Consider the following 25,163-nt stretch of genomic DNA (forward strand, 5'->3'; position numbering starts at 1 on the left):
CTATGCCATTATGAAACCGCTAACCGCACAGGCGCGACAGCAGGCGGCCGCCTGGGCCGTGAGTCTGGCCGAAGGGGCGCTGCCGGCCGATCGGCGGCGAGCGTTGGACGCCTGGCTGGCCGCCGATCCGCAGCATCCGGCGGCGCTGCGTCAGGCTCGCCTGCTGTGGACGACGCTTGGGCAACTGCCGCCTGAGCAGCGGCAGGCGTTACAACCGCAGGTGGCGGCGCTGAAAACGCCCTCTCGCCATCGATGGCCCCGCTGGGCGGTGGCAGCGGCGGTGGCGCTCGCCGTTTCATTCGGCGTTTATCGCGGGCCGGATCTGTGGATCGGCCTGCAGGCCGATTATCAAACCGTTCGCGGTGAGGTGCGCGAAGTTGCTTTGCCGGACGGCAGCCGGGTGGCGCTGGACAGCGGCAGCGCGATCGCGCTGGCGTATTCCGCAGATGAGCGCAAGGTGCGGCTGCTGAGCGGCGCCGCCTATTTTATCGTCGCGCCGTTGGGCGGGGCGGAAAGCCGTCCGTTCAGGGTGGAAGCGAAAAACGGTGTCACCCAGGCGCTGGGCACCGAGTTCAGCGTGGCGCGCACTGAACAGGGCGTCGACGTCAGCGTGCATCAGCACAGCGTGCGGGTGACGCTCGAGCACGGCGAGCGCTCGCTGGTGGTCGCGCAACGTCAGGCGGCGCATTACCGCAGCGGCCTGCTGTGGCTGACGAGGCAAACGGCCGGCGATGACGCCTGGCGGCGCGGCTGGCTGGTGATCGACCGCCAACCGCTGACGCAGGCGCTCGCGCAGCTCAATCGCTATCGCGAAACCCGCATCGTGGCGGTCAATCCCGCGCTAAGAGCGCGCACGGTGAGCGGCGTGTTCGCGCTCAATAAACTCGACGACGGCGTCGGCGCCATTCGTCAGGAACTCTCCGCCCGCCAACTGAATCTCCCCGGCATCACATTGCTTTACTGAGCGGCCAAGGCGGGCCGGGATGCCCGCTTCGCCGTTATTTTCACTTTCTGTAAAAAATCTTTACGGGTTTTTGCCTCCCGGAACGTCCTTATGTTTAAACGAGATTGATTTCCATTATCACTTAGTTTGGCATTCTTTCGGGTGGAACACACACGCATGTTTATTCACAAGGGAACCACGCCGGCCGGCCGATTGGCCACGGCGGTACGCGCCGCGCTGGCGGCGATGATGCTGACTCAGCCGGCGGTAGCGCTCGCCGCCCAGGCTGATGCGAGCAGCGCGCAGGCCGCACAGCAAAAGAATTTCAACATTGCGGCGCAGCCGCTGCAGAGCGCCATGTTGCGCTTCGCCGAGCAGGCCGATATGCAGGTATTTTTCGACGAGGTGAAGCTCGACGGCATGCAGGCGGCGGCGCTGAACGGCAGCATGAGCGTTGAACAGGGCCTGCGGCGCTTGATTGGCAACAATCCGGTGGCTTTCCGCCTGCAGCCGCAGGGGCAGATCGTATTGAGCCGGTTGCCAGCGGCAAACGGCGACGGTGGCGCGCTGGCGTTGGATAGCCTGACGGTGCTGGGTGCCAGCGGCATCAACGCCAACGATTGGGTTTACGACGAACCGCGCTCGGTCAGCGTCATCAGCCGCGAACAGATGGACAACCGCCCGGCGCGACACGCGGCCGATATTCTGGAGCAGACTACGGGAGCCTATTCCAGCGTCAGCCAGCAAGATCCTGCGCTGTCGGTCAACATCCGCGGCATACAAGACTATGGCCGGGTGAACATGAATATCGACGGCATGCGGCAGAATTTTCAAAAGAGCGGCCATGGCCAGCGTAATGGCACCATGTACATCGATTCCGAACTGCTGTCCGGCGTGACTATCGACAAGGGCACCACCGGCGGCATGGGCAGCGCCGGCACGCTCGGCGGCATTGCCACCTTCAATACCGTCAGCGCGAGCGATTTCCTGGCGCCGGGCAAAGAGCTGGGCGGCAAGCTGCACGCCAGCACCGGCGATAACGGCACCCACTTCATCGGCAGCGGCGTACTGGCATTGGGCAACGAAACCGGCGATATCCTGCTGGCTGCCAGCGAACGCCACCTCGGCGACTATTGGCCCGGCAACAAGGGCGATATCGGTAACATTCGCATCAATAACGACACCGGCAATTACGATCGCTACGCCGAGAGCATCAAGAACAACAAAATCCCCGACACAAATTACCGTATGCACTCGCGGCTGGCCAAGGTGGGCTGGAATCTGCCCGCCAACCAACGCCTGCAGCTGAGCTATTTGCAGACCCAGACCGCGTCGCCGATCGCCGGCACGTTGACCAACCTGGGCACCCGCCCGCCCTATGAACTGGGCTGGAAGCGCACCGGTTACAGCGACGTGATGGCGCGCAACGCGGCGTTTGATTACAGCCTGGCGCCGGAAGACGTCGACTGGCTCGATTTTCAGGCCAAGCTGTATTACGTCGATACTCAGGATGACAGCGATACTTACAGCACCAGCTCGCTGCTGGACAACGGCTACGCGACGCGTACCCGCCTGCGTACCTACGGCGCGCAGGCGCAAAATACCTCGCGCTTCAGCCTGGCGCCGGGGCATGACTTCCGCGCCAACTACGGGCTGGAGTTTTATTACGACAAGGCAACCAGCGACTCTTCCCGCCAAGGCATGGAAGGGGTGACGCCGGCCGGCAACCGTTCGGTCGCCAGCCTGTTCGCCAACCTGACCTACGACTACGACGGCTGGCTGACGTTGGAGGGCGGGCTGCGTTACGACCGCTATCGCCTGCGCGGCCAGACCGGCCTGAGCTATCCGGATTTGGCCAAGGATGGGCAACGCTACACGATTGACAATCCTTGCAAAGCGTTGCGTCTGACCGGCTGTTCAACCACCACCCGCGAAGATTGGGACGTGGATCGCGATCAGGGCAAGCTGTCGCCAACGCTGGCGGTGGCGGTACGCCCCGGCGTGGAGTGGCTGGAGCTGTATACCACCTACGGCAAATCCTGGCGGCCGCCGGCGATCACCGAAACGCTGACCAACGGCAGCGCGCACAGTTCATCCACGCAATACCCCAACCCGTTCCTGCAGCCCGAGCGCTCGCGCGCCTGGGAAGTCGGGTTCAATGTGCAGCAGCCGGATCTGTGGTTTGAGGGCGATCGGTTGGTGGCGAAGGTGGCCTACTTCGATACCAAAGTGGATAACTACATCAACCTGGCGATAGACCGCAATAAACCGGGGCTGGTGCAGCCGAGCATCGGCAATGCTGCTTACGTCAACAACCTGTCGAAAACCCGCTTCCGCGGGCTGGAGTACCAGCTCAACTATGACGCCGGGGTGTTCTACGCCGACCTGACCTATACCCACATGATCGGCAAAAACGAGTTCTGCTCGAACAAGGCCTGGTTGGGAGGGCGTCTGCGCTACGGCGATGGATCGCGCCGCGGCAACTTCTATGTTGAGCCGGATGCCGCTTCCAATGACTTCGTCACGTGTGACGGGGGGACGCAGTTCGGCTCCGCCGCCTACCTGCCAGGCGATCGCGGTTCGGTGACGCTGGGCGGCCGCGCCTTCGATCGCAAGCTGGACGCCGGGGTGACCGTGCGCTTTGCGCCGGGCTATCAGGACAGTTCGGTGCCGTCCAATTACCCGTACCTGGCCGACTGGCCGAAGTACACCCTGTTCGATCTGTACGCCAGCTACAAGCTGACCGACAGCCTGACGCTGCGCGGCTCGGTGGAGAACCTGACTAACCGCGCCTATGTCGTTAGCTACGGCGAGACGCTGGCTAATACCCTCGGGCGCGGCCGCACCGTACAGGGCGGGGTGGAATACCGTTTTTAAGCAGTAAAAGGGCGTTGCTCATCCTTGAGCACAAGGGCAGCCTCGCAAGGGGCGCCGTTCATCAATGGAGATAGAGAAATGGCATTTTCAGTTAACTATGACAGCAGCTTTGGCGGTTACAGCATTCATGACTATCTGGGCCAATGGGCTTCGACATTTGGTGATATCAACCATACCAACGGTAACGTCACCGACTCCAACAGCGGTGGCTTCTACGGCGGCCGGTTGTCTGGTAGCCAATATGCCGTGACCAGTACGGACAACCATGTCACGTCGGTCGTGGCGGGTGGCAACCTGACCTACACGCTGTTCAATGAACCGGCGCATACCCTGTACGGCCAGCTGGATTCCCTGTCGTTCGGCGACGGTTTGAGCGGTGGCGATACATCGCCGTACAGCATTCAGGTGCCTGACGTCAGCTTCGGCGGCCTGAACCTCAGCAGCCTGCAGGCGCAGGGCCACGATGGCGTGGTGCACCAGGTGGTGTACGGTCTGATGTCCGGCGATACCGGCGCGCTGGAAACCGCGCTGAACGGCATCCTCGACGACTACGGCCTGAGCGTCAATTCCACCTTCGATCAGGTGGCGGCGGCGACGGCGGTGGGCGTGCAGCACGCCGACAGCCCGGAACTGCTGGCGGCCTGATTGCGGCTGTTTGCCCGCCGGCGCCGTGCGCCCCGGCGGGCATTTTCTCGTTTTTAGCCGATGGAAAACGCCATGAAAAACGCCGTCAGGCGCGGAGAAGTGATGAGCGTGCTGGCCGCATACCGGCGCGGATTTTGGGGCATCGCGCTGTTTACCGCGGTGATCAACCTGTTGATGCTGGCACCGGCGCTGTACATGCTGCAGGTCTACGATCGCGTGTTGCCGTCGGGCAACCGCATGACGCTGGCGATGCTGACCCTGATGGTGGTCGGTCTTTACCTGTTTATGGGGCTGCTGGAGTGGGTGCGCAGCCAGGTGGTGATCCGCCTCGGCGCCCAGATGGATATGCGCCTGAATCAGCGGGTCTACGACGCCGCCTTCGAAACCAATCTGAAAACCGGCAACCCGCTGGCGGGGCAGGCGCTGAACGATCTGACCAACCTGCGCCAATTTGCCACCGGCAATGCGCTGTTCGCCTTTTTCGATGCCCCCTGGTTCCCGGTTTATCTGCTGGTGGTGTTTCTGCTCCACCCCTGGCTTGGCGCGTTGGCCAGCGCCGGAGTGATCGTGCTGGTGCTGCTGGCCTGGCTCAACCAGCGGGTGTCGCAGGCGCCGCTCGCGGAGGCCGGCCGGGTCGCGCTGAGCGCCACGCAGCAGGCCAACGGCAACCTGCGTAATGCCGAAGCTATCGCCGCCATGGGGATGCTGACCGACTTGCGCCTGCGCTGGCTGCGGCAGCATCAGCAGTTCCTGCTGTTGCAGAACCGCGCCAGCGAGAAAATCGCCGCCGTCACCGCCTGGTCGAAAACCGTGCGGCTGGCATTGCAGTCGCTGATGTTGGGCTGCGGCGCGCTGCTGGCGGTGAACGGCGACATTACGCCGGGCATGATGATCGCCGGATCGATCCTGATCGGCAGGGTGCTGGGGCCGATCGATCAGCTGATCGGCGCCTGGAAACAGTGGTCGTCGGCGCGCCAGTCCCTGCAACGGCTGGAGGTGATGTTGGCCGCTAATCCGCCGCGGGCGGCGAGCCTGCCGCTGCCGGCGCCCAACGGGACATTGACCGTGAATCAGCTGGCCGCCAGCGCGCCCGGCGGGAGCGCACCGGTACTGCACGGCGTCAGTTTTCGTCTGGAGGCCGGCGAGGTGCTGGGCGTCATTGGCGCATCCGGCTCCGGCAAAACGTTGCTGATGCGCCAACTGGTCGGCGCGCTGACGCCGCTCAGCGGCGACGTGCGGCTGGACGGCGCGGATATCCGGCAGTGGGATAAACAGCAGCTGGGGCCGCATATCGGCTATTTGCCGCAGGATATCCAGCTGTTCGCCGGTACCCTAACGGAAAACATCGCCCGCTTTGGCCAGGTTGACGCCGAGAAGGTGGTGGCCGCCGCCGCGCTGGCCGGCGTGCACCAATTGATCCTGCATTTGCCCAAAGGGTATGAAACCGAGCTGGGCGAGGGCGGCAGCGGCCTGTCCGGCGGCCAGCGTCAGCGGGTGGCGCTGGCGCGCGCGCTGTATGACTCTCCGGCGTTGGTGGTGTTGGACGAACCGAATGCCAACCTCGATCGTGAAGGGGAAGAGGCGCTGCAGCGGGCGATCGAAGCGCTGAAGACGCGCGGCACCACCATCGTGTTGGTGACCCACAAACCGGCGATCCTGGCGACCACCGACAAATTGCTGGTGCTGGCCGCCGGCCAGGTGCAGCACTTCGGCCCCAGCGACGCCATCCTGAAGAAACTGCCTGGTTTTGCGCCTGCAGCCGTACCGGCCAACGTCGGCCGCAGCAGCGGCGGCTTCAACGTCAACTACGCCAACTTTGCCAAAACGGCCAGCGGTGAACGAAAAGTATGAGCAATCAGAGTGTGATCCCCGGCGATATCGACGCCCTTTCCCGACAGTTCGACGAAGGGCGCCATCTGCGGCTCGGCGGCTGGCTGGTGCTGTTGGGGTTTGGCGGCTTCCTGCTGTGGGGGCTGTTGGCGCCGCTGGACAAAGGCGTGCCGGTTTCCGGCAGCGTGGTGGTGGCCGGCAACCGTAAGGCGGTGCAGCACCCGAGCGGCGGCGTAGTGTCGCAAATTCAAGTGCATGAAGGCGACCGGGTTCGCGCCGGGCAGGTGCTGTTGCTGATGGATACCGTCGACAGCCGCACCCAGCGCGATGCGCTGCGCAGCCAGCAGTTGAGCAACGCCGCGCAGCGGGCGCGGCTGCAGGCCGAACGCGACGGCCTGCAGGCGATCGCTTTCCCGGCATTGCTGCAGGCGCGGCGGGAGGAGCCAGAGGTGATGTCGTTGATGCTGCTGCAGCAGCAGCTGTTCACCAGCCGCCGAGCGGCGCTGCAGAGTGAGCTGGCGGCGATCGCGGAGAGCATTGCCGGATCGCAGGCGATGCTGGAAGGGATCCGTCAGTCTTACGCCAGCAAGCAACGGCAAAAGGCCATGTTGCAGGAGCAACTGAGCGGTATGCGCAAGCTGGCTGCGCAGGGGTATGTGGCGCGCAATCGGCTGCTGGATCTGGAAGGACAGTATGCGCAGATTGATGGCCAGGCGTCCGAGGACACCGGCAATATCGGCCGCCTGGGCCGCCAAATACTGGAGCTGAAGCTGCGGGCGATCCAGCGGCGGGAAGAGTATCAGAAAGAGGTCAGTAGCCAGCTGGCCGAGGTGCGGATGAAGCTGGACGAACTGGATAACCGCCTGGCCAAGGCGGAGGCCGATTTGGGCCATACGCAGGTGAAAGCGCCGGTGGCGGGCACCGTGGTGGGGCTGAGCGTGTTCACCGAAGGCGGCGTGATCGGCGCCGGTCAGCAACTGATGGAGATCGTGCCCAGCGATCGGGGGCTGCAGGTGGAGGCGCGTATCCCGGTCGAACTGATCGACAAGGTGCAGGTAGGGCTGCCGGTCGAACTGTTGTTCTCGGCGTTCAACCAAAGCACCACGCCGCGCGTCGAGGGCGAGGTGACGCTGGTCGGGGCCGATCGCCTGACCGACGAGAAAAGCGGCGCGCCCTATTACAGCGTGCGCGCCAAGGTCAGCGAAGCGGGGCTGCAACGCCTGAACGGGTTGGAGATCCGCCCGGGGATGCCGGTCGAAGGCTTCATCCGCACCGGCGAGCGTTCGATGATGAACTACCTGTTCAAACCGCTGACCGATCGCCTTCATCTGGCGCTGACGGAAGAGTGAGCATGTCGGTTTCGCCGCTGCCTTTCGCCGCACCCGGTGCCGTCATGCCCTGGCGCCGTTGCCTGGTGCTGGTGCTGGCACTGCACCTGCTGGTTGTGGCGCTGTTCTGGCCCTGGCGAGACAAGGCCGCGCCGGCGTGGGTGCCGCCGCCGGCGGTCATGGTGGTGATGGCCGCCGCACCGCAGGCCCCGGCCGAGGTAAAACAACCGCCGGGGCAAAGGACGCCGCCGCCTCAGGTTGAACCGCCGGCGCCGCCGGAACCCTTGCCGACGGTGAAGGTGCCTGAAGCCGTGCGGCCGAACATCGCCGTACCGCCGAAGCAGAAAAAACCGCCCAAGCCGGTGAAGACTCCCCCCCTGCCGCGCACACCGCCGCAGGAGAAAACGATCGCGCCGCCGAAGGTTCAGGAGCAAAGCGTCGGTGCGCCACCGCCGGGCCGGGCGGATAAAACGGCCGCGCCGCAAACTCGCCTGACGCCCTATGCTCAGGCGGGGGTGGACAACTGGCGCAGCCGCATCAGCGGCCGCCTGAATCGTTTTAAACGTTACCCCAAAGACGCATTGCGGCTAAAGCGCCAGGGCGTCGGGCAGGTGCGTTTCACGTTGGACAGGCAGGGCCATGTGCTGGCGGTGACGCTGGTCAGCAGCGCCGGGTTGCCGTCGCTGGATCGCGAAATCCAGGCGCTGGTCAAACGCGCTTCGCCGCTGCCCACGCCGCCGGCGGACGCCTACGTCAACGGCACGGTGGAATTGACGTTGCCGATCGATTTCAGTTTGCGCGGCGCGGGTTTCTGAGCCGCGGCAATATCTCCTCCTGAGAAAATCATTTTTCAGCAGCTTGTCCTGCTGTTCATTATTTTCAGAGCGTATCGTTATTTTATTCGACGCGGATAAGTCGGCGTTCTACGCAATATTTTCATTTGAAAAGCACGAATGCCTTTTATTTTGCGGCTGACAAAAAATAAACAGCTTGACGCTGCGGAGTTCGGGTTTTAGTTTTTAATTATAAAACAGGAACTGAGTTCCATATAGTGGAACAAGGCGGATCATGACAACGCTGGAAAATGCCGCTGCGGTATTAAAACTCTTTTCTCAACAACGTGTGATGCATGGCCAACCGGGTATTGCATTCAGCGACGTGGTTGAGCAATTGGCGCTGCCGAAAAGCACGGTATCGCGCCTGCTGCAGACCATGGAAAATCAGGGCATGCTGGAGCGCGATCCCGATAGCCGGCGTTATCACATCGGCGCGCTGTTGCTGGCGGCATCCAGCCACTATCTGTCGATGCCGCTGGTGGACAACCTGGCGGCCAGTATGGCGCAGCTGTGCCGCCAGACAGCGTGTACCGGCTACCTTTCGATATTGGAAGGGCAGGAGATCATGGTGATGCGCATGTTTCCCGGCCGCCACTTTTTGCAGGTGGTCACCCCGGCGGGTTACCGTTCGCCGGCGGCGGAAACCTCGGTCGGCCGGGCGATACTGGCGCGTGAAAGCGACGAGCAGGTTCGGGCGCGTTACGCCGGCGGTTACCGGGCGACTTCGCCCAATGCGCCGCAAACGTTGGATGCGCTGTTGCAGACGTTGCAGCAGGTGAGGCGTCAGGGATGGTCGCTGGCGCGCAATGAAACCTTGAACAGCATCAGTTCGCTGGCGACCGCGCTGGTGAACAAGCACGGCAGCGAGACGGTGGGGTTGTGCCTGTCCTTCCCCTCGCAGGGCGAGGAGCAGCCGTTTGTACCGGAAGTCTTGGCCGAATTAACCGCAGTCAGCCGCCAACTGGCGGAAAAATATGGCGATGATTATTGGCAGCAGATCAAATAACGCGCCTGAGCTATCGTGTTGCATCATAATTAACGAGCGCCGACACCAGGGAACTCATTAATTATATTTCACCGTATTTTATTGGTAAGAAATAGACAGGCTGAATAAGAAAATAATCACGTTGTGACACCGGTAGTTCCAAATAATGGAACTGCCGCGGCGAGCTATCGTTTGGCGTTATTTCCGCCACGCAGCAGGAAATATTCAGGGAAACCAAGCATGAAATCAAATAATCCGCTAAAAGAGGCCGGCACGCTGTTGGTCATGGCGTTACTTTCGGTGGTGGGGGCGATCATCGGCGTTCAGCTGATCACCACGCTGGGCGTGACGCCCAACACCTCGATCATCGGTGCGCTGATTGCCATGCTGTTGGCACGCATTCCGCTGAAAATGTTCCAACGCTACCGCTCGGTGCACACTCAGAACCTGGCGCAGACGGTGATCTCCTCTGCCACCTTCGGCGCGGCCAATTGTCTGCTGATGCCGATTGCGGTGCCTTACGTGATGGGGCAACCGCAGCTTATTTTACCGATGTTCTGCGGCGTGGCGGCGGCGATGTTGCTTGACGCCTATCTGCTTTATCGCCTGTTCGATACCAAAGTGTTCCCCGCCGCCAATGCCTGGCCGCCCGGCGTCGCCGCCGCGGAAGCGATTAAAGCCGGCGATCGCGGCGGCAAGCAGGCCTGGCTTTTGGTGGTGGGCATAGGGGTAGGTATCGCCGGATCAATGCTCAAGATCCCCATGGCGGCCTTCGGCACCGCCTTTATCGGCAATATCTGGGCGCTGAGCATGTTTGGCGTCGGGTTATTGTTGCGGGCTTACGCCGATCCGGTGGCCGGTTTCGATATCAATGCCCATTTTATTCCGCACGGCGTGATGGTCGGCGCCGGCCTGGTGGCGCTGATCCAGGTTGCGCAGGTGATCCGCAGCCGCCGCGCCGATAGCGCTGGTTATACCCAACCGGACAGTGCGGTAAGCAAAGCGCTCGGCCTGGGCGCGGTCGGCTACATCGCCATCGCCGCGTTTTTGGCTCTGATCGGCGGGCTGTTCAGCGAGATGTCGCTGCCGATGTTGGCGCTGTTCGTGATATACGCGGCGTTCGCCGCTTTCGTTCATGAGCTGATCGTCGGTATCGCCGCCATGCACTCCGGCTGGTTTCCGGCGTTCGCGGTGGCGTTGATCACCCTGATCGTCGGTATCCTGATCGGTTTCCCACCGCTGGCGTTGTGCATCCTGACCGGTTTTACCGCCGCCACCGGGCCGGCCTTCGCCGACATGGGCTTTGATTTGAAAGCCGGCTTCATCCTGCGTGGCTACGGCGAGGATCTGCGGCAGGAGCTGCTGGGGCGCCGCATTCAGCTGTTTGCGGCGCTGATTGCCTTCCTCATCGCCATTCCGGTGGTTTACCTCTCTTATCACAGCTATTTCCTGCAGGACCTGATCCCGCCGGTCGCGCGCGTTTACGCGAAGACCATCGAGGCCGGTGCGCAGCCGGGCATCGCCTGGAGCCTTTTGATCTGGGCGATCCCCGGCGCCGTGGTACAGCTGATCGGCGGCCCTAAGCGCCAGCTCGGCGTGTTGCTGGCGACCGGTCTGCTGATCAATAACGCCTTGGCCGGGTGGGCGGTGCTGGTGGGTATCGCGCTGCGCGTGGCGATCCTGCGCCGTTGGGGCGATCGTGGCCGCACACCGATGGAGATCATGGCGGCCGGGTTTATCGCCGGCGACGCGCTCTACAACTTCTTCAGCTCGATTTTTTCCAGCAAGGGCAAATAGCCCCTGCCGATGACATTGGTGAGGTAAAACGACCATGAGTTTGCAACAAACGCTGCAGGTTTTTGAATTGATTGATAGCGCATTCGTCAGCGGCCAGGACGTCGTCGATCTGTTTGCGCCTTACCCGGCGATCCGGGCCAGCACCTTGCGCGCCGACGGGCCGAAGGGCGGTACCGATTTCGTGCGCATCGAGATCCCCGGTAGCGCAGGCCAATTCGCTGGCGGTGCGGCGCCGACGCTGGGCATTATCGGCCGCCTGGGCGGCATCGGCGCGCGGCCGACGCGTATCGGGCTGGTGTCTGACGGCGACGGCGCGATCGCCGCCATTGCCGCCGCGCTGAAGCTGGCAGAGATGCAGCGTAAGGGCGACACGCTGCCGGGCGATGTGATCGTCACCACTCATATTTGCCCGAACGCGCCGACCCGGCCGCACGATCCGGTCGATTTTATGGATTCGCCGATCGATGACGTGACGATGAACGATAATGAAGTGGTGCCGGAGGCTGACGCCATCCTGTCGATCGATACCACCAAGGGCAATCGCATCATCAACCACAAAGGCTATGCGCTGTCGCCGACGGTGAAAGAGGGCTACATCCTGCGGGTGGCGGAAGATCTGCTGCGCATCATGGAGATGACCAGCGGCCGCCCGGCGGTGACCTTCCCGATCACCACGCAGGATATCACCCCTTATGGCAACGGCGTGCATCACCTCAACAGCATCCTGCAGCCCTCGACCGCTACTGCGGCGCCGGTGGTCGGCGTGGCGATTTGCAGCGAATCGGTGGTGCCGGGCTGCGGCACCGGCGCCAGCCACGAAACGGACATCGCGCTGGCGGCCAAATTCGCGGTGGAAGTCGCCAAAGAATTCGGCCGCGGCACCTGCCGGTTCTACGATGCTGCCGAATACGGCCAGCTGCTGGCGCTGTACGGCAGTCTGAGCCACCTGCAAAAAAGGAGATAGATCCATGACGGCTTCATTCGCCACGCTGACCCTCGGTCAGGCGCCGCGCAGCGATATCATGCCGCTGCTGTCTGCTTATCTGCCGGCGGAGCGGGTGAGGCACGTCGGTTTGCTGGACGGCCTGGATGCCGGGCAGATCGCCGAGCGTTATGCGCCGCAACAGGGCGATAAGCTGCTGGTGTCGCGCCTGTTGGACGGCACGCAGGTGACGCTCTGTGCCGCTCGCGTTGAAAGCAGGTTGCAGCAGAGGATCCGCGAGTTGGAGGCGGCGGGGTGCCAGGTGATCCTGCTGCTGTGCACCGGCGAATTCGGCGAATTGCAGGCGGAACAGGCGCTGTTGCTGGAGCCGGATCGCATTATTCCGCCGTTGATCTCCGCGATCGTCGGCGCACACCGCGTCGGCATCGTGGTGCCGATGGCGGAACAGGTTGAGCAGCAGGCGCGTAAATGGCGGCAGCTGGCGACGCCGCCGAGCTATGCCGTCGCCAGCCCCTATCTGGCAGATGATGCCGCGCTGGAGCAGGCGGCTTGCGCACTGCTGCGGCAGGGGGCGGAGGTGGTGGTGCTAGACTGCATCGGTTATCACCAGCGTCACCGCGCCTTTTTGCAGGCGCGTCTGTCGGTGCCAGTGTTGTTGTCGAACGTACTGGTCGCCAAGCTGGCTGCAGAGTTAGTCGACTGATTCAAATAGCGAAAAGTTACCGCTCGACGCGGTCTCAGGCGCTTTGCGCCCCTGGATCTCCCTGGGCTTCAGCAGCCCTGACTGCCGGTGAGAAGCCCGGCAGCGTTTTACTCTGCGCCGCGATCGCATTTCGCGCGAAAAACCAGTGACAGATCAACCGCAATCCCCCAATATGGATTTTCCATCAAGATGATTACGCGGGTGCCAGTCTATGCTGAAAGTGAATGAGTATTTTGCCGGAAAAGTGAAGTCTATCGGTTTTGACAGTAGCAGCATCGGTCTTACCAGCGTGGGCGTGATGGAAGAGGGCGAATACACCTTCTCCACCGCGCAACCGGAAGAAATGACGGTGATCACCGGGGCGCTGAAAGTGCTGCTGCCAGGGGCGCCGGACTGGCAGGTGTTTACGCCGGGTGAGAAGTTCTTCGTGCCGGGGCACAGCGAGTTCAACCTGCAGGTGGCCGACGCGACCGCCTATCTGTGCCGCTATCTGAGCAAATAAACGTTGCTCGTTAGGGGAACGCAGGGCTCAGCGAAGGCTGGGCCCTGGTCGTTTCTGCGGCGGGATTAACGCTGGGCTTCGCCGCCGAGCGCTTCGATGGTGTTTTTGATCAACGCCGCCAGCTCGCTGGTCATCAGGATAAAGTCGGCGTCAAAGCGCTGGGCGAAGTCGTCGCGATCGATGTCGTCGTTCTGCTCGCGCAGCGTGTCGGCGAACTTCAGGCGCTTGAGCGAGCCGTCGTCCGACAGCATCAGCTGAATGCGCTCCTGCCAATCCACCGCCAGCTTGGTCACCAGCTTGCCGGCTTCGATATGCACCGCGATTTCGTCACTGATCAGATTCTGTTTCTTGCAGCGGATCACGCCGCCTTCTTCCAGAATCGCTTTCAATTCCGCTTCATCCTGAATGGCGAAGCCGGCCGGCATCTCGCCGGAACGCACCCATTCGGTCAGCGTCAGTTCGATCGGGCTTTCCATCGTCAGCGGCACCACCGGCAGCGAGCCGAGGCTCTTGCGCAGCAGCGCCAGCGTATCTTCGGCGCGTTTGGCACTGGCGGCATCGACCATGATCAGATCGTTGACGGTGTCGATCCACATGAAGGTCTGGTTGAAGCGGCTGAACGCGCGCGGCAGCAGGCTGTGCAGCACTTCGTCCTTCAGCGCGTCTTTCTCGGTTTTCTTCAGTTTGCGGTGTTGTTCCGCCTCCAGGCGCTCAATCTTGGCCTGCAGCTCTTGCTTGATGACCGGCGACGGCAGGATTTTCTCTTCCTTGCGCGCGCAGATGACGATCTGGCCGTTGACCGCGTGCGTCAGCGCATCGCTGTGCGAGCCCATCGGGGAGACCCAGCCAGTCTTCGCCATGTCCTGGCTGCCGCACGGCGTGAAGGCGAACGCGCTGAGTTGTTTTTCCATTTCATCCGCGTTTAACGCCACTTCGCGGCTCAAACGGTAAACCATCAAATTCTTAAACCACAGCATAATGTTATCCCTGGCTGGGCGTGCGCTCGGCACGCTGATTCGTCAAAAGCAGGGCGGCATGATAACGAATTGACGCTGAAAAATCGCCCCATTCTCTCCGAATTGCGTTGCTTTACGCACCGAGAAAGGGCGGGGTGGAGGGTGGGAAACAGGTGATTCATCTGCGCGCTTACATTAGGCTGTGGCAACGCTACGTGGCATCGAGGAGAAAAATACGTGCGCATTGGCATCGACTTGGGTGGGACGAAAATTGAAGTGATTGCGTTGGCGGACGACGGGCGGGAGCTGTTTCGCCATCGCATCGCCACGCCGCGCCATGACTATGGGCAAACCCTGGCGGCGATCGCCGGGCTGGTGAAGCTGGCGGAAGATCATACCGGCGAATTGGGATCGGTCGGGATCGGCATTCCCGGCACGCTGTCGCCGTTTACCGGGCGGGTGAAGAACGCCAACTCGGTATGGCTCAACGGCCAACCGCTGGACAAGGATCTGTCGGCGCTGCTGGCGCGCGAGGTGCGTATCGCCAACGACGCCAACTGCCTGGCGGTGTCGGAAGCTACCGACGGCGCAGGCGCTGGCGCGAAAACGGTGTTCGCGGTCATTATCGGCACCGGCTGCGGCGCCGGCGTGGCGCTGAGCGGCCAGGCGCATTCTGGCGGCAATGGCATCGCCGGCGAGTGGGGCCACAACCCGCTGCCGTGGCAGGATGACGATGAGCTGCGTTACGCTCGCGACGTGCCGTGTTACTGCGGCAAGCCGGGCTGCATCGAAACCTTTATTTCCGGCACCGGTTTCGCTACCGACTATGCGCGCCTGAGCGGCAACGCGCTGCAAGGGCATGAGATCATGGCGCTGAGCGAGCGGGGCGATGCGCTGGCGGAGCAGGCGATCGTTCGCTACGAAATGCGGTTGGCGAAATCGCTGGCGCACGTGATCAACATGCTGGATCCGGACGTGGTGGTGCTCGGCGGCGGCATGAGCAACGTGGATCGCCTGTACCGCACGGTGCCGCAGCGGGTGAAAAGTTGGGTATTTGGCGGCGAGTGTGAAACGCCGATCCGCAAGGCGGTTCACGGCGACTCCAGCGGCGTACGCGGTGCGGCCTGGCTGTGGCCGCAACAGCAGCGCTAAACGTTGCAGCAAAGCGCGAGGCTGCTCGCGCTTTAAACCCTTCCCTGTACAAAAACTGGACGGCGTTTTATGATTTAGCTAACTTAGCTAAGGAGGACGCGTATGCCGATTCAGGCCAATATGCACGAAGCCAAATCCAATCTGAGCCAGTTGGCGGACAGAGCCGCGGAGGGAGAAACCGTGATTATTGCAAAAGCAGGGAAGCCGTACGTACAGCTGGTCGCCATCAAGGGGGAAGCGCGCCGCCCTGGCGCCGCCAAGGGCAAGTTCACCGTGCCGGCGGATTTCAACGCCGAGGATGCGGCCATTGCGGCGTTGTTTGAGGGCGATGCATGAAGCGCCTGTTGCTGGATACCCACGCGTTGCTGTGGTGGCTGATCGATGACGCCTGCTTGGGCGCGAACGCCAAAAGGCAGATCGCCGATCCGGGCAATGCGGTGTACGTCAGCGCGGCCAGCATTTGGGAGATCTCGATCAAGCAGGCGCTGGGCAAACTGGCGCTGCCGGAAGATATCTTTGCGATCATCGAGGCCGAGGAATTTCTGTCGCTGCCGATGGACGCCTTTCACTGCCAACAGGCCGGGCAGTTGCCGCCCTATCATCAGGATCCTTTCGATCGCATGCTGATCGCACAGGCGCAGGCCGAAGGGCTGACGCTGATCTCCGCCGACGCGGTGTTTCCGCAGTACGGCGTGCGGGTAGCCGACGCTCGCCGTTAAGCCGGCTTTTCCTCGCTTTCGCTGCGCACCCGTTCGATATGAATGGTCAGAAACATCATCTCTTCCGTGGTGAGCTGATGCTGATAGTGCTTTTCGATGTGGCGGTTGATCTTACCGGCGCAGGCGAATGACTCGCGGTACTTCTCTTTCACCACCTGATAGAGCGAGTCGTCGTCGCTGTCGACGTAGTTTTTCCCCAGCAGGCGCTGGGCGAAGAATTTCAAATGGGTGACGAAACGGTGGTAGCTCAGGGATTCCTCGTTGTAATCAAAGCGGAAATGGTATTTGACCAGGTTGAGGATCTCTTGCATCACGCGGGTAATATGCAGCGTGTTGTGCATCTCGTCGTTAAGCTGGGCGTTGACCAGGTGTAGGGCGATAAATCCGGCTTCGTCCTCCGGCAACGCGGTGTCCAGCCGTTGGGCGATCAGGGCCAGCGCCTCCAGCCCGACGGCGAACTCGGCCGGATAGAGCTTTTTAATCTCCCACAGCAACGCATTTTTGATATCCAGCCCTTGCGCATGGCGCTGCAGGGCGAAGTGGATGTGATCGGTCAGCGTGATGTAGACGATGTTATGCAACTTGCCCGGCAGGCGTTCGCGGGCGAGAGTAATGATCTTGTCGGCGGTGGTGACGCAGGCTAATGGGATCTCGGCGAGCAGCTCTTTATAGCGCTCGGCGGTTTCTCCGCCGTTATGGGTGAATACCTTTTCGATCAGGCTTTCGTCCAGCGTATCGCCGGGCTTCTTTTTAAAGCCGATTCCTTTTCCCATCACCACCGTCTCTTCCTGACGGTCGTCCAGCGTAATCACCACGTTATTATTGAGTATTTTAGCGATTTTCATGGTTTTTCCCGGTGTTTCAGCATCCTGAAAACGAAAAAACCTGACGCCCGGAAGCGATCCCGGGTGTCAGGTTTTGCCTGTATTTTATGTTTCTTCCCTGCGGCCCTGAGCGGCGGAGGGGATACAGTAACAATCCTATTATGTTGGCATAATAACCCGTGCCCGCCGCGGCTCAACGCTTTTCACTGCGGAGTGCCGCCGCGGTCACACTTCTGCGCCGCGCGCCGCGGGATCATTCCAGCCTGAAATGCGCCTCCAGCCGGCTGACGCCGAGCCCGTTGACCTTTTTCACCTTGATCTGCACCGGAATACGTTCTTTCATCGCCTCGACGTGGCTGATCACGCCGATGGTTTTGCCGGAGGCATTCAGGCTGTCCAGCGCATCCAGCGCGGTATCGAGGGTTTCGGCGTCTAGCGTGCCGAAGCCTTCGTCGAGGAACAGCGAGTCGATGCTGGTTTTGTGGCTGACCAGATCGGACAACGCCAGCGCCAGCGCCAGGCTGACCAGGAAGCTCTCACCGCCGGACAGGGTGCGGGTATCGCGCAGCGCGTCCGCCTGCCAGGTGTCCACCACCTGCAGCTCCAGCGCATCGCTGGTTTTGCGCTGCAGCAGGTAGCGCCCATGCAGCCGGCCGAGTTGCTGGTTAGCCAGATAGACCAGATGATCGAGCGTTAACCCCTGAGCGAAGCGGCGGAACTTGTCGCCTTCTTTCGAGCCGATCAGCTGGTTGAGGTAGCTCCAGTCGTCGTAGTCTTGCTGACTGCGGGCGATCTGCTCGAACAGCGCCTGCTGATTAAGGCGACGGGCGGCGTCGCTTTCCAACTGGTTGCGCAGTTCACCCTGGCGCAGCTGCAACGTTTTCAACTGCTGTGCCAACTCGGCCAGCGATTGGGTGAGCGCGTCGAGATCCGTGTTGGCTTCATCCACCCCCTCAGGGCGGTTCAGCCGATGCTGCTCCAGCGTTTGCGTCGCCTGCGTCAGCAGGGCCGCGGCCTCTACCTGCCGCTGTTGCAGTTGCTCTCTACGCTGCTGCAATTCGCGGCGCAGTGTGTCGTCCAGCAGCGCGGCGGTGAAGGCGGTTTCATCAGCGAATTCGCTGTCGGCCAGCGCCTGCTGCCACTGCTGCTGCGCCTGCTGCAGCCGCTCCTGCATCTGGGTGTGCTGTTGTTGTAACCCGGCCTGCTGGCCGGTCAGGCGCTCGCGCAGTTCCTGCGCCTTTTGCCACTGCTCGGCGGCCTGTAAGCTGGCCTGTTCACAGGCGGTTTGTTTGGCGCGCAGCTGTTCCCGTACCTCGGCGACCCGCTGTTCGCCGAACAGCGCCAGCCGCTGCGCGCGCCGCTCTGCGAGAGTTTTCTCGCCTTCCTGCCAGCGTTGTTGCAGGTCTTGCTGCTGTTGCAGGCTGTCGGCATAGGTTTTCTGCAGCAGCGTAAAGCGCTCTTCGAGCAGCGCCAGCTGTTGCTGCGCCTGCTGCTGCTGCGTTTGCAGAGCGGCGAGCGCGTCTTTTGCCTGTTGTACTGCCTGCGCCGCCTGTTCATGCTGCTGCAGCGCGTGCTGCCCGCGCCGCTCTTCATCGTCGCAACCGCTCAGCCAGGCGCTGAGTCGCTCGCTCTCCGCCAGCGTAAAGTCGAACGCCAGCGGTGCGCTGAGCTGCTGCCACTGCTGCTGTTGGGCAGCCAACTGCTGTTCATCCTGCGCGATGGTTTGCTGTTGGCGCTGCAACTGCTGTTGCAGGTTGTCGTAACGGGCTCGCAGCTCGACGCCTTGTTTTTGCAATGCTTCGGTCTGGACTTTCATTTGCTCCAGACGTTGCGCAGTTTCTGACAGTTTTACCTCTTGATATTGTTCTACCGCCGGGTGCTCGCATGAGCCGCACAGCGGGCAGGGGGCGCCGGGTTGCAAACGGGCGCGCTCGGCCTCCAGACCCACGATCCGTTGTTCCAGCGCATAGGTTTTTTCAACATCGGCCTGGTGTGCTTTCTGCTGCTTAAATTGCTGACGGATGAGTTCTAGCTGTGGCTCCAACTGGGTCAGTTCATGTTGACCGATGTTTAGCTCTTGCCGCTGTTGTTCCAGCCGTTTAACGATTTGCTGCGACAAAGAGGATAGAGTAAACAGCTGCTGGCGCGTCGGGCGCAGATCCGCCAGGGCGCTCAGGCGTTGGCGCAGCGGGGCCAACGGCGTTTGCGCCTCCAGCGCCTGTTGCTGCTGTTGTTGAACGGCCAGCGCTTCGTTCAGCGCGTTCAACTGCTGCTGATGTAGTGCGCCCTGTGCCGTCAGCTGGCTGCGCTGAGCGGTGAGCTGCTCCAGCGTAGTTTGCTGCTGGGCGCACTGCTGCGCGGCGGCATCGGCGGCCTGTCGTCGCTCGGCCTGTGTCGACTGCAGTTGGGCTATTTGGTGGTCGAGCGGAGCGACTTGCTCATCGATCAGCTGTTGCTGCTGCTGCATATACTCGGCATGGGTTTGCTGCGCCAGGCGGGCTTTTTCCACCGCCTGCTGCAGCGGCGCCAGCTGCGCCGAGTGCTGTTCCTGTTGCTGCGTCAGCTGGGCTGCCTGCTGTTGTATCGTCTGCAGTTCGGCGCGGCAGCGATCGCGTTCGCCGCGCAGCGGCCGCAATTTCTCGGCCGGTTCGCTGAGCGCCAGCTGCTGCAGCTGCGGGGCGGCCTCCGCCTGCTCGCGCTGGGCGGTTTCCAGCCGCCGTTGACCCTCGCCTTGCTGTTGCCGGAGGCGTTGCCATTGCTGCAGCCAGCTCAGCGCCTGTTGCTGTCGCTGGGTTTGCTCGCCGAGGGCGATTTCCTGCGCGCTCAGCGCCGTCAGCTGTTCGGTCAGAGACTGGCGCTGCTCGTCGTTCAGCAGTTCGATGCCGCTGGCGCGTTGGTGTAACCCATCCAGGTCGGTTTTGGCCTGCTTGTGCGACTCGAACACCTGTTCGGACAGTCGCCCGTAGATTTCGGTGCCGGTCAGCTCTTCCAGCAGTTCGGCGCGATCGTTGGCATCGGCATTGAGGAAGGCGGCGAACTGCCCCTGAGACAGCATCATCGATTTGGTGAAGCGGCCAAAGTCCAGCCCGGTGATGGTTGCGGTAAGCTCCAGCTTGTCGCGCACCTTGTCCGCCAGGATCTTGCCGTCCTCGCGGCGCGCCAATTCGACCTTCGGCGCCTGCAGATTGCCGTCCGGCGCATTCTTGGCGCGGCGCTGGCTCCAGAAGGCGCGATAGCCGACGCCCTTGACCTCGAATTCGACCTCCGCCAGCGATTCGGCGGTGTGGCGGGTCATCAGTTCATTCTGGCTCGGCGTGACGTTGAGGCGCGGCGTCTGGTGGTACAGCGCCAGGCAAATGGCGTCCAGCAGGGTGGTTTTGCCCGCACCGGTCGGGCCGGTAATGGCGAACAGGCCGTTGCTGGCGAACGGCTCGGCGGTGAAGTCAATTTTCCATTCGCCCTGCAGCGAGTTGAGGTTTTTTAACCGCAGGCTGAGGATCTTCATGGGTTGGTCTCCTCAGGATTGTGCTGCACCGCATCGACCACCTGGCGGAACAGTTGGTGCATCCGCCGTTGGCGTGCTTCGGGCATGTCGGCCTCCTGCGCCAGGCGCCGTTCGAACACCTCGTTGACGCTCAGTTCGTTCAGCGTTTCCTTATCCTGCTGCGCGATTGCCTGGCGGCGCTGCTCTTTGCTGCGCCGCAACAGCACCACTTCCACCGGCAGCTCATCCGCCATCAGTTGGATGCGGCGCTGAATATCGCTGAGGTAGTCCTGCGTCGCCACTTCGATATCCAGCCACACCGGCAGCTCGCCGGCATAGTCGGCAAATTGCTGCAGTTGCCGTTCGATCTCGGCCAGATCCCCTTTGATCAGCTGCATGGGCTGGAACTGCGGGATCGTTAACGCATCTACCTGCTGGAGGGCTCCGTCGGCGAAATCGACCAGGAAGACGCTTTTGGCTTTGCCCAGCTCATCGAAGCTGAGCGGGATCGGTGAGCCGCTATAGCGAATATGCTCTGACTTGGCGACGTTCTGCGCGCGGTGAATGTGGCCGAGCGCGATGTAATCGGCGGGCGGGAAGGCCTGCGCCGGGAAGGCGTCCAGAGTGCCGATATAGATGTCGCGCACCGAGTCGGAGGTGGTGACGCCGACGGTGGTCAGGTGGCCGGTGGCGACGATCGGCAGCGGCAAGCCCAGCTGGTCGCGGCGCTCGCAGGCCGCCTGATACAGCGTCTGATAATGTTCGGCGATGGCTTCCTGCAGCGCCTGCTGTTTCTGCGCGCCGGATTCGCCGGCGCGGCTGGTAAGCAGATCGCGCGGCCGTAGGAACGGGATGGCGCACAGCACCGCGCCCGGCTGGCCGTCGCGCTGGTTAAGCACCACGATCTGCTGTTCGGCCGCGCCTTGCGCGCTCGCGATCACCGTGGTGTTCAGGCAGGAGAGCAGTTCCCGCGATTCGTTCAGCGTCGCCACCGAATCGTGGTTGCCGCCCAACACGACCAACTGGCAGCCGGTGCGCTGTAGTTCCACCACGAAGCGGTTGTACAGCTCGCGGGCATAGCTGGGTGGTGAGCCGGTATCGAACAGATCCCCGGCGACGATCAGCGCATCCACCTGTTGCTGTTCGATCTGTTCGATCAGCCAGTTCAGAAAAGCCTGGTGCTCGGCGGCGCGGCTTTTGGTGAAAAAGTACTGGCCAAGGTGCCAGTCAGAGGTGTGGATCAGGCGCATGACACTCCCGGATGCAAAGATAATGGCGATGATTATAAAGGCCGCGGCGGCGGCTGTCCCGGCGCAATGATGATGACAACCGGATGATTTTTCTTTACTGCGGGAAATAATCGCTATGCTTACTGCCTATAACAGCCGGTTTTTTTCATAAAAGTGTCACAAAACTGACGCATAATGGCGCCCGAAAAGTCGCTAACACATTGGCAGGATTGACGATGGCAAGACGCATACTGGTGGTGGAAGACGAAGCGCCGATCCGTGAGATGGTGTGCTTTGTGTTGGAACAAAATGGTTACCAACCGTTGGAAGCCGAGGATTATGACAGCGCCGTGACGCGTCTGTCTGAGCCGTTCCCTGATTTGGTGTTGCTTGACTGGATGTTGCCCGGCGGTTCCGGCATTCAGTTTATCAAACATATGAAGCGCGAAGCGCTGACCCGCGATATTCCGGTCATGATGCTGACCGCGCGCGGGGAAGAGGAAGACCGCGTGCGCGGCCTGGAAGTGGGGGCGGATGATTACATTACCAAGCCGTTCTCGCCCAAGGAGCTGGTGGCGCGCATCAAGGCGGTCATGCGCCGCATTTCACCGATGGCGGTGGAAGAAGTGATTGAAATGCAAGGCCTGAGCCTGGACCCGTCCTCCCACCGCGTGATGGCGAACGATCAGGCGTTGGACATGGGGCCGACCGAGTTCAAGCTGCTGCACTTCTTTATGACCCACCCGGAGCGGGTTTATAGCCGTGAGCAGTTGCTTAATCACGTCTGGGGCACTAACGTTTATGTGGAAGACCGTACCGTTGACGTGCATATCCGTCGGCTCCGCAAAGCGTTAGAAACCAGTGGGCATGATAAAATGGTTCAAACCGTTCGGGGCACCGGCTACCGGTTCTCAACGCGCTACTGATCGCGCTGCGCTGGAGAATATGCCGTGTTAGAACGTCTGTCGTGGAAGAGGCTGGCTCTGGAGCTGGCTCTTTTTTGTTTGCCCGCCTTACTGCTGGGGCTGATTTTCGGTTATCTGCCCTGGTTTCTGCTGGCCTCCGCGCTGGCTGCGCTGGTGTGGAATTTCTACAACCAGCTCAAACTCTCCCATTGGCTGTGGATTGACCGCAGCATGACGCCGCCGCCCGGCCGCTGGAGCTGGGAGCCGCTGTTCTATGGCCTGTATCAGATGCAGCAGCGCAATCGCCGCCGCCGGCGCGAGCTGGCGCTGCTGATCAAGCGCTTTCGCAGCGGGGCCGAATCGTTGCCTGACGCGGTGGTGATGACCACCGTCGAGGGCAATATCTTCTGGTGCAACGGGCTGGCGCAGCATCTGCTCGGCTTCCGCTGGCCGGAAGACAACGGCCAGCACATCCTTAACCTGCTGCGCTATCCGGAATTCAGCCACTATCTGCAACAGCAGGAGTTTTCACGTCCGCTGACGCTGCAGTTGAACAACGAACACTACGTCGAATTCCGCGTGATGCCGTATTCCGAAGGGCAGTTGCTGATGGTGGCGCGCGACGTCACCCAGATGCGCCAACTGGAGGGCGCACGGCGCAACTTCTTCGCCAACGTCAGCCATGAGCTGCGCACGCCGCTGACGGTGCTGCAGGGCTACCTGGAGATGATGGGCGACGAAGAGCAGGACGGTTCGCTGCGCAGCAAGGCGCTTAGCACCATGCAAGAGCAGACCCGCCGGATGGACGGGCTGGTCAAGCAACTGCTGACACTGTCGCGCATCGAGGCGGCGCCCAATGTCGACATGAACGAGCGCGTGGATATCCCGCTGATGCTGCGGGTGTTGCAGCGCGAGGCGCAGTCGCTGAGCGGCGGCAATCATGAGATCACCTTCCGGGTTAACGAGCAGCTCAACGTGTTCGGTAATGAAGATCAGTTGCGCAGCGCGGTGTCTAACCTGGTGTACAACGCGGTCAACCACACGCCGAAGGGTACCCACATCGAAGTGAGCTGGCAGCAGACGGCGCACGGCGCGCAGTTCCAGGTCAGCGACAACGGGCCGGGCATCGCCGCCGAGCACCTGCCGCGCCTGACCGAGCGTTTTTACCGCGTCGACAAGGCCCGTTCGCGCCAGACCGGCGGCAGCGGGCTGGGGCTGGCGATTGTCAAACACGCGCTCAGCCATCACGATGCGCGGCTGGAGATCCTCAGCGAACCGGGGATCGGCACCCGCTTTATCTTTACCTTACCCAATCGGTTGATTGTTCCCGCCGCTTTATCAGAGAATGCGGTGAAAAATTAACGCGAGACACCGGTATGACCCGAATAACCCGAGGGCTGTTGCTTTGCCTGGCGCTGCTGGCCGGGCGCGGCGCGCTGGCGCAGCCCGACGGCATGCTGGCGGGCAACCTGTCCAGCGTCGGTTCCGACACCCTGGCGAATCTGATGGCGCTATGGGCGCAGGATTTCAGCCAGCATTATCCCAACGTTAACCTGCAGATCCAGGCCGCCGGATCGTCGACCGCGCCGACCGCGTTGGCGGCGGGCGCCGCGCAGCTGGGCCCGATGAGCCGGCCGATGAAGGCCGCCGAGGTTTCGGCGTTCGAACACCGTTACGGCTATGCGCCGCTGGCGGTGCCGGTAGCGGTGGATGCGCTGGTGGTGTTGGTGCATCAGGACAACCCGCTGCGCGGCCTCAATCTGCAGCAGCTCGATCGCATTTTCTCCGCCACCCGGCGCTGCGGCGAAAGCAAACCGCTGACGCGCTGGGGCGAGCTGGGGCTGAGTGGCGACTGGGCGACGCGTTCGCTGCAGCGTTTCGGCCGCAACTCGGCGTCCGGCACCTACGGCTATTTCAAACTGCGTGCGCTGTGCGGCGGCGATTTTATGCCGCGCGTCAATGAGCTGCCCGGTTCAGCCTCGGTGGTGCAGGCGGTGGCCGGTTCGCTCAACGGCATCGGCTACGCCAGCATCGGTTTTCGCGCCAGCGGCGTGCGGCTGCTGCCGTTGGCGGAGTCGGGAGAGGACTATGTTGCGCCTACCGCCGCCAACGTGCGCAACGATCGCTACCCGCTGTCGCGCTATCTGTATATCTACATCAACAAAGCCCCTAATCAACCGCTGGAGCCGCTGACCGCCGCGTTCCTCGACCGCGTGCTGTCGACTGCCGGGCAGAGCCTGGTCAATCACGACGGCTATCTGCCGCTGCCGCCGGGCGCCCTGCAGAAGACCCGTCAGGCGCTTGGGTTGCCACCGCTCGCGCCGGCCGTGATGAAATAACCGACAAAATGCGACGTAATTTTCGCCTTTTTTCACGGCCAAACGAAGCTCGTGCCACGCGAAAATCGGGCTTATATTGGCGTTTTCGCGCGGTAAAGTGATATATGCTTCACGTTTCGTGAATCTGCTGTTCAAAAATGATACAAATCATGTAGTGTATATTTAT

At 61.9% G+C, this 25,163-nt stretch carries 21 protein-coding genes; 17 read left to right on the top strand and 4 right to left on the bottom strand.

The window, feature by feature from the left end:
• Positions 1-10 precede the first annotated feature (10 nt).
• From ACSJLU_RS04780 to ppnP, 11 genes are all read left to right on the top strand, one after another.
• The gene (locus tag ACSJLU_RS04780; protein WP_380826710.1) at positions 11-964 is read left to right on the top strand and encodes a FecR family protein; all 954 of its coding nucleotides are present in this window, start codon (positions 11-13) and stop codon (positions 962-964) included.
• 156 nt (positions 965-1,120) lie between these two features.
• Complete coding sequence (locus ACSJLU_RS04785) at positions 1,121-3,820, top strand: TonB-dependent receptor (protein ID WP_197812879.1); 2,700 nt, start codon at positions 1,121-1,123, stop codon at positions 3,818-3,820.
• Between the two features lie 78 nt (positions 3,821-3,898).
• A complete protein-coding gene (locus ACSJLU_RS04790; RefSeq protein ID WP_025301726.1) occupies positions 3,899-4,465 on the top strand; it encodes a heme acquisition protein HasA in 567 nt (188 codons plus the stop codon).
• Between the two features lie 72 nt (positions 4,466-4,537).
• Positions 4,538-6,316: a type I secretion system permease/ATPase gene (locus ACSJLU_RS04795; RefSeq protein ID WP_089180590.1), complete on the top strand. Its 1,779-nt coding sequence runs from the start codon at positions 4,538-4,540 to the stop codon at positions 6,314-6,316.
• Complete coding sequence (locus ACSJLU_RS04800) at positions 6,313-7,644, top strand: HlyD family type I secretion periplasmic adaptor subunit (protein ID WP_197811597.1); 1,332 nt, start codon at positions 6,313-6,315, stop codon at positions 7,642-7,644. Before ACSJLU_RS04795 ends, ACSJLU_RS04800 begins: the two co-directional genes overlap by 4 nt.
• 2 nt (positions 7,645-7,646) lie before the next feature.
• Positions 7,647-8,438, top strand: a complete 792-nt coding sequence (locus ACSJLU_RS04805) for an energy transducer TonB (protein ID WP_197812875.1) — start codon at positions 7,647-7,649, stop codon at positions 8,436-8,438.
• A 253-nt stretch (positions 8,439-8,691) separates the two neighbouring features.
• A complete protein-coding gene (locus tag ACSJLU_RS04810; RefSeq protein WP_025301730.1) occupies positions 8,692-9,465 on the top strand; it encodes an IclR family transcriptional regulator in 774 nt (257 codons plus the stop codon).
• A gap of 219 nt (positions 9,466-9,684) precedes the next feature.
• Positions 9,685-11,241, top strand: coding sequence for an OPT/YSL family transporter (locus ACSJLU_RS04815; protein ID WP_380826715.1), 1,557 nt, complete (start codon positions 9,685-9,687; stop codon positions 11,239-11,241).
• A gap of 34 nt (positions 11,242-11,275) precedes the next feature.
• Positions 11,276-12,205 (top strand): DUF1177 domain-containing protein, encoded by a 930-nt coding sequence (locus tag ACSJLU_RS04820; protein WP_273830854.1) that lies wholly within the window; start codon positions 11,276-11,278, stop codon positions 12,203-12,205.
• Positions 12,206-12,209: 4 nt separating this feature from the next.
• Positions 12,210-12,887 (top strand): AroM family protein, encoded by a 678-nt coding sequence (locus ACSJLU_RS04825; RefSeq protein WP_380826718.1) that lies wholly within the window; start codon positions 12,210-12,212, stop codon positions 12,885-12,887.
• Between the two features lie 211 nt (positions 12,888-13,098).
• Complete coding sequence (gene ppnP, locus ACSJLU_RS04830; RefSeq protein ID WP_004940463.1) at positions 13,099-13,389, top strand: pyrimidine/purine nucleoside phosphorylase; 291 nt, start codon at positions 13,099-13,101, stop codon at positions 13,387-13,389.
• 65 nt (positions 13,390-13,454) lie between these two features.
• Here ppnP and rdgC read toward each other — a convergent pair whose 3' ends face one another.
• On the bottom strand, positions 13,455-14,366 hold the full coding sequence (rdgC, locus tag ACSJLU_RS04835; RefSeq protein WP_004940461.1) for a recombination-associated protein RdgC: 912 nt from the start codon (positions 14,364-14,366) through the stop codon (positions 13,455-13,457).
• A 216-nt stretch (positions 14,367-14,582) separates the two neighbouring features.
• Between rdgC and mak the strand changes: the two genes are divergently transcribed.
• The 3 genes from mak (at position 14,583) to ACSJLU_RS04850 (ending at position 16,216) form a co-directional block, all read left to right on the top strand.
• Positions 14,583-15,497, top strand: coding sequence for a fructokinase (gene mak / locus ACSJLU_RS04840; protein WP_025301734.1), 915 nt, complete (start codon positions 14,583-14,585; stop codon positions 15,495-15,497).
• 102 nt (positions 15,498-15,599) lie between these two features.
• Positions 15,600-15,833 (top strand): type II toxin-antitoxin system Phd/YefM family antitoxin, encoded by a 234-nt coding sequence (locus ACSJLU_RS04845; protein ID WP_025301735.1) that lies wholly within the window; start codon positions 15,600-15,602, stop codon positions 15,831-15,833.
• The gene (locus ACSJLU_RS04850) at positions 15,830-16,216 is read left to right on the top strand and encodes a type II toxin-antitoxin system VapC family toxin (protein ID WP_049295133.1); all 387 of its coding nucleotides are present in this window, start codon (positions 15,830-15,832) and stop codon (positions 16,214-16,216) included. The genes ACSJLU_RS04845 and ACSJLU_RS04850 overlap by 4 nt, the downstream gene beginning before the upstream one ends.
• Here the strand turns inward: ACSJLU_RS04850 and licT are convergent.
• From licT to sbcD, 3 genes are all read right to left on the bottom strand, one after another.
• Positions 16,213-17,061, bottom strand: coding sequence for a BglG family transcription antiterminator LicT (gene licT / locus ACSJLU_RS04855; RefSeq protein ID WP_043135622.1), 849 nt, complete (start codon positions 17,059-17,061; stop codon positions 16,213-16,215). The genes ACSJLU_RS04850 and licT overlap by 4 nt on opposite strands.
• A 232-nt stretch (positions 17,062-17,293) precedes the next feature.
• Positions 17,294-20,545: an exonuclease subunit SbcC gene (sbcC, locus tag ACSJLU_RS04860; protein WP_342096688.1), complete on the bottom strand. Its 3,252-nt coding sequence runs from the start codon at positions 20,543-20,545 to the stop codon at positions 17,294-17,296.
• Positions 20,542-21,774 carry an exonuclease subunit SbcD gene (gene sbcD, locus ACSJLU_RS04865; protein WP_025301739.1) on the bottom strand — a complete coding sequence of 411 codons (1,233 nt, stop codon included), beginning with the start codon at positions 21,772-21,774 and terminating at the stop codon, positions 20,542-20,544. Before sbcD ends, sbcC begins: the two co-directional genes overlap by 4 nt.
• A 215-nt stretch (positions 21,775-21,989) precedes the next feature.
• Between sbcD and phoB the strand changes: the two genes are divergently transcribed.
• Genes phoB through ACSJLU_RS04880 form a run of 3 tightly spaced genes read left to right on the top strand, consistent with a single transcriptional unit; the run spans position 21,990 to position 24,997 of the window.
• A complete protein-coding gene (gene phoB, locus ACSJLU_RS04870; RefSeq protein ID WP_004940438.1) occupies positions 21,990-22,679 on the top strand; it encodes a phosphate response regulator transcription factor PhoB in 690 nt (229 codons plus the stop codon).
• Between the two features lie 24 nt (positions 22,680-22,703).
• Positions 22,704-24,020, top strand: a complete 1,317-nt coding sequence (gene phoR / locus ACSJLU_RS04875; RefSeq protein WP_004940434.1) for a phosphate regulon sensor histidine kinase PhoR — start codon at positions 22,704-22,706, stop codon at positions 24,018-24,020.
• A 14-nt stretch (positions 24,021-24,034) separates the two neighbouring features.
• On the top strand, positions 24,035-24,997 hold the full coding sequence (locus ACSJLU_RS04880) for a PstS family phosphate ABC transporter substrate-binding protein (protein WP_049206207.1): 963 nt from the start codon (positions 24,035-24,037) through the stop codon (positions 24,995-24,997).
• Positions 24,998-25,163 lie beyond the last annotated feature (166 nt).

This window comes from Serratia bockelmannii, from assembly GCF_051803255.1.
GTDB classification, from domain to species: Bacteria; Pseudomonadota; Gammaproteobacteria; order Enterobacterales; family Enterobacteriaceae; genus Serratia; species Serratia bockelmannii.

Bases quoted from the DNA above. Each gene is read 5' to 3' on its own strand.
- ACSJLU_RS04795 (WP_089180590.1), top strand. From the start codon at position 4,538: ATGAAAAACGCCGTCAGGCGCGGAGAAGTGATGAGCGTGCTGGCCGCA.
- ACSJLU_RS04820 (WP_273830854.1), top strand. From the start codon at position 11,276: ATGAGTTTGCAACAAACGCTGCAGGTTTTTGAATTGATTGATAGCGCA.
- ACSJLU_RS04790 (WP_025301726.1), top strand. From the start codon at position 3,899: ATGGCATTTTCAGTTAACTATGACAGCAGCTTTGGCGGTTACAGCATT.
- ACSJLU_RS04785 (WP_197812879.1), top strand. From the start codon at position 1,121: ATGTTTATTCACAAGGGAACCACGCCGGCCGGCCGATTGGCCACGGCG.
- ACSJLU_RS04825 (WP_380826718.1), top strand. From the start codon at position 12,210: ATGACGGCTTCATTCGCCACGCTGACCCTCGGTCAGGCGCCGCGCAGC.
- ACSJLU_RS04800 (WP_197811597.1), top strand. From the start codon at position 6,313: ATGAGCAATCAGAGTGTGATCCCCGGCGATATCGACGCCCTTTCCCGA.
- ACSJLU_RS04780 (WP_380826710.1), top strand. From the start codon at position 11: ATGAAACCGCTAACCGCACAGGCGCGACAGCAGGCGGCCGCCTGGGCC.
- ACSJLU_RS04880 (WP_049206207.1), top strand. From the start codon at position 24,035: ATGACCCGAATAACCCGAGGGCTGTTGCTTTGCCTGGCGCTGCTGGCC.
- ACSJLU_RS04815 (WP_380826715.1), top strand. From the start codon at position 9,685: ATGAAATCAAATAATCCGCTAAAAGAGGCCGGCACGCTGTTGGTCATG.
- sbcD (WP_025301739.1), bottom strand. From the start codon at position 21,774: ATGCGCCTGATCCACACCTCTGACTGGCACCTTGGCCAGTACTTTTTC.
- ACSJLU_RS04805 (WP_197812875.1), top strand. From the start codon at position 7,647: ATGTCGGTTTCGCCGCTGCCTTTCGCCGCACCCGGTGCCGTCATGCCC.
- phoB (WP_004940438.1), top strand. From the start codon at position 21,990: ATGGCAAGACGCATACTGGTGGTGGAAGACGAAGCGCCGATCCGTGAG.
- licT (WP_043135622.1), bottom strand. From the start codon at position 17,061: ATGAAAATCGCTAAAATACTCAATAATAACGTGGTGATTACGCTGGAC.
- ppnP (WP_004940463.1), top strand. From the start codon at position 13,099: ATGCTGAAAGTGAATGAGTATTTTGCCGGAAAAGTGAAGTCTATCGGT.
- ACSJLU_RS04850 (WP_049295133.1), top strand. From the start codon at position 15,830: ATGAAGCGCCTGTTGCTGGATACCCACGCGTTGCTGTGGTGGCTGATC.
- ACSJLU_RS04810 (WP_025301730.1), top strand. From the start codon at position 8,692: ATGACAACGCTGGAAAATGCCGCTGCGGTATTAAAACTCTTTTCTCAA.
- sbcC (WP_342096688.1), bottom strand. From the start codon at position 20,545: ATGAAGATCCTCAGCCTGCGGTTAAAAAACCTCAACTCGCTGCAGGGC.
- rdgC (WP_004940461.1), bottom strand. From the start codon at position 14,366: ATGCTGTGGTTTAAGAATTTGATGGTTTACCGTTTGAGCCGCGAAGTG.
- ACSJLU_RS04845 (WP_025301735.1), top strand. From the start codon at position 15,600: ATGCCGATTCAGGCCAATATGCACGAAGCCAAATCCAATCTGAGCCAG.